At 33.0% G+C, this 10623-nt stretch carries 11 protein-coding genes and 1 pseudogene; 8 read left to right on the forward strand and 4 right to left on the reverse strand.

The annotated features are described in order from the left end of the window. Positions 1-35 precede the first annotated feature (35 nt). Positions 36-284, reverse strand: a pseudogene (locus tag B3J44_RS20895) (c-type cytochrome); the annotation flags it as partial. Between the two features lie 207 nt (positions 285-491). Further along, on the reverse strand, positions 492-1628 hold the full coding sequence (nhaA, locus tag B3J44_RS20900) for a Na+/H+ antiporter NhaA (protein WP_286971213.1): 1137 nt from the start codon (positions 1626-1628) through the stop codon (positions 492-494). A gap of 207 nt (positions 1629-1835) precedes the next feature. On the opposite strand from nhaA, the gene B3J44_RS20905 reads away from it, so the two are divergent. From B3J44_RS20905 to B3J44_RS20925, 5 genes are all read left to right on the forward strand, one after another. After that, the gene (locus B3J44_RS20905) at positions 1836-2786 is read left to right on the forward strand and encodes a 2-hydroxyacid dehydrogenase (RefSeq protein ID WP_286971216.1); all 951 of its coding nucleotides are present in this window, start codon (positions 1836-1838) and stop codon (positions 2784-2786) included. A gap of 190 nt (positions 2787-2976) precedes the next feature. Then, complete coding sequence (locus tag B3J44_RS20910) at positions 2977-3354, forward strand: DUF4234 domain-containing protein (protein WP_198855215.1); 378 nt, start codon at positions 2977-2979, stop codon at positions 3352-3354. Then, positions 3329-3793, forward strand: coding sequence for a DUF2752 domain-containing protein (locus B3J44_RS20915; RefSeq protein WP_286971217.1), 465 nt, complete (start codon positions 3329-3331; stop codon positions 3791-3793). Before B3J44_RS20910 ends, B3J44_RS20915 begins: the two co-directional genes overlap by 26 nt. Before the next feature lie 78 nt (positions 3794-3871). After that, entirely contained in the window at positions 3872-4144 is a 273-nt protein-coding gene (locus B3J44_RS20920) for a TM2 domain-containing protein (protein ID WP_286971218.1), read from the forward strand. Positions 4145-4342: 198 nt separating this feature from the next. Beyond that, complete coding sequence (locus B3J44_RS20925) at positions 4343-4708, forward strand: DUF805 domain-containing protein (protein WP_286971219.1); 366 nt, start codon at positions 4343-4345, stop codon at positions 4706-4708. 59 nt (positions 4709-4767) lie between these two features. Here the strand turns inward: B3J44_RS20925 and B3J44_RS20930 are convergent, their stop codons facing one another. Continuing rightward, positions 4768-6570 carry a GNAT family N-acyltransferase gene (locus B3J44_RS20930; protein ID WP_198855219.1) on the reverse strand — a complete coding sequence of 601 codons (1803 nt, stop codon included), beginning with the start codon at positions 6568-6570 and terminating at the stop codon, positions 4768-4770. Positions 6571-6688: 118 nt separating this feature from the next. On the opposite strand from B3J44_RS20930, the gene B3J44_RS20935 reads away from it, so the two are divergent. From B3J44_RS20935 to B3J44_RS20945, 3 genes are all read left to right on the forward strand, one after another. After that, the gene (locus tag B3J44_RS20935; RefSeq protein ID WP_286971220.1) at positions 6689-7450 is read left to right on the forward strand and encodes an exodeoxyribonuclease III; all 762 of its coding nucleotides are present in this window, start codon (positions 6689-6691) and stop codon (positions 7448-7450) included. A 124-nt stretch (positions 7451-7574) separates the two neighbouring features. Then, positions 7575-8519 (forward strand): OmpA family protein, encoded by a 945-nt coding sequence (locus tag B3J44_RS20940; protein WP_198855221.1) that lies wholly within the window; start codon positions 7575-7577, stop codon positions 8517-8519. Positions 8520-8761: 242 nt separating this feature from the next. Continuing rightward, positions 8762-9799 (forward strand): aldo/keto reductase, encoded by a 1038-nt coding sequence (locus B3J44_RS20945; RefSeq protein WP_286971221.1) that lies wholly within the window; start codon positions 8762-8764, stop codon positions 9797-9799. Positions 9800-9867: 68 nt separating this feature from the next. On the opposite strand, the gene B3J44_RS20950 is transcribed toward B3J44_RS20945, so the two are convergent. Then, positions 9868-10623, reverse strand: a 756-nt coding sequence (locus B3J44_RS20950; RefSeq protein ID WP_286971222.1) for a DUF4139 domain-containing protein, incomplete at its 5' end; no start/stop codon positions are given.

Raw genomic sequence — 10623 nt, forward strand, 5'->3', positions numbered from 1 at the left:
TTTAAACAGGAATTTGGATTTTTTTGTTTTGAGGTTCAATACCGTACTCCTGAACAATAATCAATTAAGTCGGGAAGATTTTCTTCATTGATAACATCTTTAAATGTTGTTCTGTGATAATCAATTCCAAACTTTTCAATCTTCAAGATATCGATTTTATGGTTTTTCCTTAACATCCATTTTATAAAGATCAATGAGTCTATATTACGAAGTGCAGGTCCAGTACTCTTGGAATCTAGTTTATGGCAAGCAGCACAATTAGAATTAAAGATTTCTTTTCCATTTCCTGGATTTTCTTTTGAATATGCATTTCCACAAAATAGTAAAGTAGGAGTCTGATTGTAAAAATCTAAAACCGGAGGTTTATATGTTATGACTTTATAGAGAATAATACCAACAAGCAATATTATGAGAGATATTGATATTGCAAGTATTTGTCTAATTCTTTTCATCAGTTAAACTCAGTAATTAGAATTTAAAACATTCGAAATTTACTTTCTGTTTAATGTATATTTTAAATAAACGAATCCCATTAATCCTGCTAAGAAGGAAGCAATCAGAATGGCTATTTTAGAAAAAACGACAATTTCAGGGTTTTTGAATGCTAAAACTGTTATGAAAATTGACATAGTAAAACCAATTCCGCCTAACATTCCTGCTCCTAAAATGTGCGCCCATTTCAAGTTTTTCGGTAAAATGCATAAACCCGAAGTTACACCTACTGAGGAGAAAAGCAAAATTCCAAGAGGTTTTCCAACTACAAGTCCCAAAATAATTCCGTAAGTATTAACATGGCTAAGGCCTTCGTGCCAATTGTCTGAAATTGTTAAAGCAGTATTTGCAATTGCAAACAATGGCAAAATGAAAAAAGCAACTGGCCTATGTAAAAAGTGCTGTAGCCTATATGAAGATGTTTTTTCGCCACCATCTCCAAACGGAATAACAAACGCTAAAATTACACCAGTTATGGTTGCGTGAACTCCAGAATTAAGCATAAAATACCACATTATTGCTCCGCCGAGCAAATATGGAATTAGATTGTGAATTTTCATTCGGTTTAAAACAAATAGCAAACACCAGATTCCAAGAGCAATCCCGAGATTTAAAAAAGAGATTGATGTCGTGTAAAAAATGGCAATCACAATAATTGCTCCTAAATCGTCAATTACAGCCAAAGCAGTTAAAAAAACTTTTAATGAAGTAGGAACTTTATTGCCAAGAAGCGATAAAATCCCGATTGCAAAAGCAATATCGGTTGCCATCGGAATTCCGGCTCCGTTTTGTGTAGTTGTTCCATAGTTTAATGCCAAAAAAATTGCTGCAGGAACAAGCATTCCGCCAAAAGCAGCCATAATTGGCAGTGAAGCATTCTTAATGTTGGATAATTCACCATGATAAATTTCGCGTTCCAGTTCTAATCCAATCAAAAGAAAGAAAATTGTCATTAATCCATCATTAATCCAATGCGTTATAGAGTGTCCTGAAATTTCTTTCTCCCAAAAAGCAACATATGGAACTTGAATAGAAGAGTTGGCAAGATAAAGAGATAAAATCGTGACAAATAGCAAGATAATTCCTCCCGATTTTTCGTTTTCAAAAAAGGCTTTAAAAGTCTTGGTTAATTTCATTGGGAAGATTTTCTGAAGATTTATATGATGGATTTGAAAAATCCTTATTCTTTCAAAGTTAGAAAAAAAACCGCGCAATAAAAAAGTATTTGTCATGAAGGCTTGAACGGATAAGGTTTTTTCAGGTTTTTTTGGTTTAAAATTTTCTCTTGCGACTTTATAAGGTTATATTTCCCGTATTTTTGTATTTATAAAATTCAGTAAAAAATGAGCATAAAAATTCTTCATATCGATAGCAATAATCCAATTCTTTGGAATCAATTGGAAGAAGCTGGTTTCGAAAATCATGCCGATTTTAAATCTTCAAAAGAAGAAATCGAAGCAAAAATTCACGAATATAATGGCGTCGTAATTAGAAGCCGTTTCAAGATTGACAAGACATTTTTGGATGCTGCAACAAAGTTGCAATTTATTGCGAGAGTTGGCGCAGGTCTAGAAAGTATTGATTGTGAGTATGCTTCTGCAAAAGGAATTCATCTTATTGCTGCTCCAGAAGGAAATCGCAACGCTGTTGCAGAACATTCGCTTGGTGTGATTTTATCTTTATTCAATAATTTAAATCAGGCTGATGCTGAAGTGAAAGCAGGACATTGGAATAGAGAAAGCAATCGTGGCCACGAGTTGGATTTAAAAACAGTGGGAATTATCGGCTACGGAAACATGGGTAAAGCTTTTGCTAAAAAACTGAGAGGTTTTGATACAGAAGTTCTTTGCTATGATATTTTGGATAATGTTGGAGACGAAAATGCCAAACAAGTTTCTCTTGAAGAATTACGCGAAAAAACAGATGTTTTAAGCTTGCACCTTCCTTGGACACCAGAAACAAATAAAATGGTCGATAGGAGCTTTATAAATGCGTTTAAAAAGCCTTTTTGGATTATAAATACTTCACGTGGTAAAAACATTGTTACAGCAGATTTGGTTGAGGCTATGAAATCGAAAAAGATTTTGGGTGCAGGTTTAGATGTTTTGGAATACGAAAAGTTGTCGTTCGAAACCCTTTTTCAAGATAACAGCACGCCAGAAGCACTTCAGTATCTTATGCAGGCAAAAAATGTGTTATTAACGCCTCATATTGCTGGTTGGACATTTGAAAGTCATGAACGATTGGCTCAGGTAATTGTGGATAAAATTAAAGCGGTTTACAACAAAAAATAGTCTACAGCCTTTAGAATTTAATAACGAGGTTTTTCCTGTAAATTTTATTTGGCAAGATTAGTTTTATTTGCTAATTTTTAATAATATTGTTTCCGAATTTCAAAAGAATCAATCTAAATAAGTTCTTTTAGGGGTTTGGAGAAGCCGAAAATCCAAAGAGTAGGAATTAACGAATTTTATAAGGAAAAAGATGGAATTACAACAAACATCGAATAATTTTGAAGAACCAATCCCGGTATTTAAAGTAGACCCAATTATGGTATTGCTTTTTGGATTTTTAACATGCGGATTGTATTTGATTTATTGGAATATTAAAGTAGCTGAAGTTTTTAATGCTGTAGCAAAAAAAGAAGTTATCTCGCAACCAATTGCAATTTTTGCAGGTTGTTGTATGCCAGTTAATATTTATTTCTATTACTTAGCAGGTAAAGAAGCATTACCAAAAGTATATGAGAAAACGGGTGAACTTCAAAAAGATCAATCTACTTTACTAATTGTTTTAGGATTCTTTTTTCCTATTGCGGCTGCAATGATCGTTCAAGGTGATATCAACAGATTATATAACTAATACGCAAACAAGACGTAAAATTTACGGAATTATCGGTGCATTAATTACACTGGTAGTTCCGTTTTTTTTAATGCTTGATAATCATAATGACCATTTAGAAACAGACCAGTCTTTTTGCCCTTTTAAAATGCTGACAGGATTTCCTTGTCCAGGATGCGGGATCACAAAATCTTTGGTTTATTTTTATCAAGGAGATTTATACAAATCAATTAGCTATCATATTTTAGGTCCTTTTGTCATTGCATTTTGTATTGTGACTGTTTTAGTGCTCACATTAGAGCTTATTACCAAAAAAGAATACTTCACAGGACTTTTGTATAATAGAAGGCTGGCATACGGACTAGCTATTTTTTTAGGCGTTTATCATTTTATAAGATTAATTTTCTTTGTAAAAAATAATTCTTTTGATGATATTCTGCATCAATCAATTTGGTTTTAATAATGTATAAACTGGTTTTATTCACGAATCAGTTTTTTTGTTCGAGTACTATTTTAAGAAATAATAAAAATTAAGATTATGGAAAATACAAAAAGAGAAGATTGGAATAATCCACGTTATCAAGAAGAAAATAAAAAAGTAGTGGCTGGAATTCTAGCTATTTTGCTAGGATATTTAGGTATCCATAAATTTTATTTAGGTTATAAAAGAGAAGGAATAATTCAGCTGGTTTTAGGGTTAATGTTCGGAATTGGCGGCATAATCGGAATTATAGAGGGTATTATATACCTAACCAAGAGTGATGAGGAATTTTATCAAACTTATCAAATTGGTCAGCGAGGCTGGTTTTAAAAGAAGCACGAATATATTAACGAAGATCCCATTCAGAAATGAATGGGATTTTTTTTGTTTAAAAATGTCTTTTTCTAATACAATTATAACTTTTAGTTCCTTTAAATAAAGTCTTTAGTGGGTAATCTTGCAACATACTAGAAATAATGGAGTAACTGAAAATCCTTAAGAGTAAGATAGAGTTTAAATGATTTTATTATGATTGAAATGTACAAAAAAGTAGTTTTTGAAAACTATGCAAATTTTAGTGGAAGAGCAAGAAGACAAGAATATTGGATGTTCTTTTTAGTAAACTTAATCATCAGTTTTGTTCTTGGTTTTATTGCTGGATTAGTTTCGCCAAGTTTAGTGATTATTGCGAATATTTATAGCTTAGCAGTTTTACTGCCTGGAATTGCTGTTGCGGTTAGAAGAATGCACGATGTTGGTAAAGAATGGTGGTATATCCTTATTCCATTTTACAACTTATATTTATGTTGTATAGAAGGTGAAAAAGGGCCAAATCAATATGGTGCAGATCCTAAGAATCAATTAGAAGAGATTAATGAAATTGGTAAAGAGTAAGTTTTCTAATTTTAATGATACAAAAAAAAGCCGTTTCAACTGAAACGGCTTTTCTTTTATTAATCTTCTTTCTCAGATAGTTTCTTTTCCAATTCAATCTGAAACTCTTCAATTACAGGTTTCATAGTGCTTTCAGGAATATCTGCAATTCTAATGTACATTAAACCGTCAATTGCATTATTAAATAACGGGTCAACGTTAAAAGCGACTACTCTTGCATTTTGTTTGATATATTTTTTAATTAAAACAGGTAAACGTAAATTTCCTGGTTCTAATTCGTCAATGATTTTATCAAACTTATTTAAGTCAGATTCTGCTTCATCAAAGATAAAATCTTTATCAGCATCTTTTAATTTTACTTTATACGCCTTTTTCGGGTGAATATATTGCGCGATATACGGATCGTAATAGTTTGATTTCATAAACTCAATCATTAATGATTTAGAGAAATCTGAAAATTGATTACTGATACTTACACCTCCAACTAAATATTTATGTTCTGGATGACGCAAAGTGGTATGAATAATACCTTTCCATAATAAGAACAAAGGCATTGGTTTTTGCTGATATTCTTTTACGATAAATGCACGTCCCATTTCGATCGATTTGTGCATCATATCATGAAGTTCTGGTTCAAATCTGAAAAGATCAGTCAAGTAAAAACCTTCAATTCCGTATTTTGGATAGATTTCAGAACCTAATCCCATACGGTATGCTCCTGCAATTTTTTTGGTTTCATCATCCCATAAAAACATATGGTGATAATATTGATCGTATTCATCTATGTCAATAGATTCATTTGTTCCTTCTCCAACTTCACGAAAAGTAATTTCGCGCAAACGGCCTATTTCGTGTAAAATGTTCGGAATTTCTTTTGCGCTTGCAAAGAATACCTCATAGTTTTTACTTTGTAAAAACCTGCTGTCACTATCTCTTAACGCTTGAACTTCATCAATAAGTTTTGACTCGTTTGCAGGAGTAACGATTTTTTTAGGCGCTTTTGGTATTTTTAAACTTGCAGTGTCAATCAGTTTCGTATCTTTTTCAAAAGGATTGGCAAGCATGTAGGTTTTCTTTCTCAAGAATTCTGAATATTCTTCGAAAGATTCGATTTCGTTTTGCTCGCTTACAGAAATTGGTTTTCCAATACGAACTTTAATTACACGATCTTTCTGAGTTAATAGCTCAGAAGGTAATTTTGCTGTGCGTAAAGTGTCGTCAATTTTAGAAAGCCAGTAAAACAATTTACTGTTTTTAGCATGAAAGTAAATTGGAACAACAGGAACTTTTGCTTTTCTGATTAATTTCAGTGCGCCTTCTTCCCAAGGTTTGTCAACTACTAATTTGCCATCTTTATAAGTCGAAACTTCACCAGCGGGAAAAATCCCCAAAGGCTTTCCGTCACTTAAATGACGTAAAGTTTCTTTAATACCAATCACGCTCGATTTTGCATCCTTATGGTTTTCAAAAGGATTAACTGGCATAATGTATTTTTTCATTGGAACAATTCTGTGTAACAGGAAATTGGCAATGATTTTGAAATTTGGCTCTCTTTCAAGCATTAATTTCAAAAGTAAAATTCCATCAATTCCACCAAGCGGATGATTTGAAATGGTAATATACGCACCATCTTTTGGCAAACGCTTTAAATCTTCTTCAGGGATTTCGAACTTAATTTCCATTTCGTCCAAAATTCCATTCAAAAAGTCAAGGTCTGTCAAATGTTTATTACGATCGTAAATTTTATTAAGGGTCGAGATCTTAAGAACCTTCATAAGAATCCAGCCAGAAAAAGTACCGAGAACCCCGTACTTTTCAACATTTATTGCCTTTGCAACTTCTTTCGCGGTAACTAAACCCATGTACTACTTTTAAATTATTAGAACAGCGAACAAAGATAACAAAAAAGTCTACTTTTCATTGTTTCCAAGATAAACTTTGCACTTTTTTATTACATTTGAAATCCTAAAAAAATCACTGATGAAAATTATTTCTTATAATGTAAACGGAATTAGAGCAGCAATAAACAAAGGGTTTATCGAGTGGCTGCAACAAGCAAATCCTGATGTTATCTGTCTTCAGGAAATAAAAGCTACACAAGATCAAATTCCTGTAGACGATATTACTGCCGCGGGTTATCCGTTTCAATATTACTATCCTGCAACCAAAAAAGGATACAGCGGAGTAGCTATTCTTTCGAAAACAAAGCCAAATAATATTGTTTACGGAACAGGAATTCATCATATGGATTTTGAAGGAAGAAATCTTCGTGCAGATTTTGACGATGTTTCTGTAATGAGTTTGTATCTTCCGTCTGGGACAAATATTGAAAGATTGGACCATAAATTTATGTTTATGGATGATTTTCAAAATTATATCAATGAATTGAAACTTACGATCCCGAATCTGATTATATGCGGAGATTATAATATCTGTCACGAAGCAATAGATATTCATGATCCGGTTCGTAATAAAACGGTTTCTGGATTTCTTCCGGCAGAACGCGCTTGGTTAGATACTTTTATGAAATCTGGTTTTATCGACAGTTTCCGTCATTTTAACAAAGAACCACATCATTATTCATGGTGGAGTTACCGTGCAGGAGCGAGAGGAAATAATAAAGGCTGGCGTATCGATTATAATTTAGTTAGCAATGTTTTAGAAAACAGGCTAAAAAGAGCTGTTATACTACCAGACGCTATGCATTCAGATCATTGTCCGATTTTAGTCGAAATCGACTAATTTTTGGTATTGTTCTTGCTGAGAGTATCTCGGTTTAAAATCAATGCTTAGAATTTGCAAAATTTCTAGGATTGGTTTTTTACGAAGTTTAAAAGATTAAACGCCTAAATAAAATCAATTAAAGATGATTAAAAAAGCCTCCATCGGATTACTAGCATTAGCTTTGTCCACAACGTCATGTGTTTCTAAGAAAATTTACAATGATTTAGAAACCAAATACTCAGATTTGAAGAAAGAAAGTCGTTCTATTGCTGATGAAAATGAAAATTTAAAGAAAGCAAAGAATCAGTTAGAAGTCGATCGCGATAAACTGACTAAAGATTTAGCAAGTGCTAATGATGATTTGGCAAAACAAAAAGCAGATTTAGCGGCGGCTCAAAATAAATATAAAGTTTTACAGGATTCGTATAATGCGTTGGAGAAAAACAGCAACGATGCATTAGAGAAAAACTTGGCTAAAAACCGCGAATTGTTAGCACAATTAGAAGCAAAAGGTAAAGCTCTTGCAGAAGAACAAGCCCGTTTAGACAAAACGGCAAATCGTCTAAAAGAATTAGAAGATATGATTGCTGCGAAAGAAGAAGCAATGCGTAAACTGAAAGAAACTTTATCTAAAGCATTAACTGGTTTTGAAGGTAAAGGTTTGACTGTAGAACATAAAAACGGAAAAGTATATGTTTCTATGGAAAACAAATTGCTTTTCAATTCTGGAAGCTGGGCTGTTGGTGCAGAAGGTAGAAGAGCAGTTGTAGAACTTGGAAAAGTTTTAGGTGACAATCCAGATCTTTCTGTTCTTATTGAAGGACATACAGACGATGATCCGTACGCAGGTTCAGGACCAATTGCAAACAACTGGGATTTATCTACAAAAAGAGCAACTGCAATTGTTGCTATTTTAAGTGAAAACCCAAAAATCAATAAACAAAAACTAACAGCAGCAGGAAGAAGTGAATTTTCTCCTCTGGCAAGCAATGCGACTCCGGAAGGAAAAGCTAAAAACCGAAGAATCGAAATCATCTTGACTCCAAGATTAGATGAGATTGCAGAGATGCTTAATAGTATTAATTAAAAGTTGCTAAGATTCTGAGATACTAAGTTTCTAAGATTTAAAAGGGTTGAAGTAAAACTTCAACCCTTTTTTATTAATTGGAATCTAAACTTAGCATCTTAGAACCTTAGCCTCTCAAAATAAATCTTGTACTTTTTTTAACCTTTCTCGTTTTTAGATTTGAGAAATCCGTTCGTAACTTTGAAGCTTTATAACTCAAAATAAGTAAACTTAGAATCTTAGACACTTAGAATCTCAAAAGAATGAAATACACTACATTACCTAACACCGATATAAAAGTTAGTAAAATCTGTCTTGGAACAATGACTTTTGGACAGCAGAATACAGAAGCAGAAGGACATGAACAAATGGATTATGCTCTTGAAAGAGGCGTAAATTTCTTCGATACAGCCGAAATGTATTCGGTTCCTGCGAGTGAAGCGACTTACGGAAGCACAGAAAAAATTATAGGAACTTGGTTTAAGAAATCAGGAAATCGAGATAAAGTTATTTTAGCATCTAAAATTGCTGGTCCGAATCCGAATTTTGGATATATGCGCGAAAAACTGGATTTTTCTCCAGCAAGTATTAAATATGCTGTTGAAAATAGTTTAAAAAGACTGCAAACAGATTATATCGACTTGTATCAAATGCACTGGCCAGAAAGAAAAACTAATAATTTTGGTCAGCGTGCTTTTCACGGACATGATGATGTTTGGGAAGATAACTTTAGAGAAATCTTAGAAACTTTCGACGGATTAATTAAAGAAGGTAAAATCAAATACATTGGAGTTTCTAATGAAAACGCTTGGGGAATGATGCGCCTTTTGGAAGAAAGCAAATACAACAATCTTCCAAGAATAAAAACTGTTCAAAATCCGTATTCTTTATTGAACCGTTTGTTTGAAGTGAATTCTGCAGAAGTTTCAAAATATGAAAATGTTGGTTTACTTGGATATTCGCCTTTAGCATTCGGAGTTTTGACAGGAAAATTTTTAACTGGAGAAAGTCATCCAAAAGCGAGAATTAATCTTTTTCCGCAATACAAACGTTACAATAGCGACCAATGCACCGAAGCAACAAAAATGTATCTGGAAATCGCTAAAAAACATGGTTTAACGCTAACGCAATTGGCAATGGGATTCGTTTTGCAACAGCCATTCTTAACGAGTGCTATTATTGGAGCTACGACATTAGAACAATTAAAAGAAAACATCGATACTGTTGATGTCACACTTTCTAAACAAATCTTAGCAGAAATTGACGCGGTTCAGGCTATATTTCCTGATCCAGCTCCTTAATTTTAGTGAATTAAATAAATCTAAAATCCCGATAGCTGAGAAACTATCGGGATTTATTTTTAGAGATATTATAAATTCAAAACCTGATCTTTAGGATATTTTACACGATAACTTATTCTGATCTTTTTCGTTTCATTCGGTTTCAGCTGTAATTGCCAAGTTAAGATTCCTGTTTCAGAATTTATTTTTGCGCTGTCACTTTGTAATAATTCTACTTCGATTTCCTTATTGGTTGTCAACGGATATTGATCTTTTAATAAAAGTTCAACCAATTCTTTTTTATTATTTCGAACGGTAATGTCGTAGGTAAAAGTTTGTTCTTTTCTAGAAGACAAAAACTTCGTTCCCGATTTGTCTGCTACTTTTTCACGTTTTATAGAAACTTTTTTATCGCGCCCCATACTTAAATTCAAAGTATCACTGGTTTGACTTGGTTCTATAAATGTTTTTCCAACATACATTCCTTCAAAAATGATATTCGCTTCGCCTTGCAATAAATTGTATTTGCTGTAATCTGCAATTTCGGCAAGAAGAAAAGCCTCATTTTCTACTTTTGGAGCAGCGTAATATTTATATGTTGCTGGAAGTTTAATTTCTTTTAAGGAAACACTATGTACTTTTCCATTAGAAAGAATATCGTACGGAATATCAATATCAAAAGCTATATTAAGTTGGTTTTCTGCAACAGTTGTATAATCAGAAACCGAAGATTTTTTCATCTTTGGCAATGCGGATACTACGACTTCTTCAATTGCTTTATCTTTCACTTCTCCGTAAGCACTACTTTGCAATTGGTTGGCAACAGCTCTTTGATTGTAACCATA

This window comes from Flavobacterium sp. UBA4854 (genome assembly GCF_002399805.1).
GTDB lineage: Bacteria > Bacteroidota > Bacteroidia > Flavobacteriales > Flavobacteriaceae > Flavobacterium > Flavobacterium ginsengisoli.

Excerpts from the sequence above, each read along its gene's own strand:
- nhaA (WP_286971213.1), bottom strand. The coding sequence starts at position 1,628 with ATGAAATTAACCAAGACTTTTAAAGCCTTTTTTGAAAACGAAAAATCG.
- B3J44_RS20905 (WP_286971216.1), top strand. The coding sequence starts at position 1,836 with ATGAGCATAAAAATTCTTCATATCGATAGCAATAATCCAATTCTTTGG.
- B3J44_RS20910 (WP_198855215.1), top strand. The coding sequence starts at position 2,977 with ATGGAATTACAACAAACATCGAATAATTTTGAAGAACCAATCCCGGTA.
- B3J44_RS20920 (WP_286971218.1), top strand. The coding sequence starts at position 3,872 with ATGGAAAATACAAAAAGAGAAGATTGGAATAATCCACGTTATCAAGAA.
- B3J44_RS20925 (WP_286971219.1), top strand. The coding sequence starts at position 4,343 with ATGATTGAAATGTACAAAAAAGTAGTTTTTGAAAACTATGCAAATTTT.
- B3J44_RS20930 (WP_198855219.1), bottom strand. The coding sequence starts at position 6,570 with ATGGGTTTAGTTACCGCGAAAGAAGTTGCAAAGGCAATAAATGTTGAA.
- B3J44_RS20935 (WP_286971220.1), top strand. The coding sequence starts at position 6,689 with ATGAAAATTATTTCTTATAATGTAAACGGAATTAGAGCAGCAATAAAC.
- B3J44_RS20940 (WP_198855221.1), top strand. The coding sequence starts at position 7,575 with ATGATTAAAAAAGCCTCCATCGGATTACTAGCATTAGCTTTGTCCACA.
- B3J44_RS20945 (WP_286971221.1), top strand. The coding sequence starts at position 8,762 with ATGAAATACACTACATTACCTAACACCGATATAAAAGTTAGTAAAATC.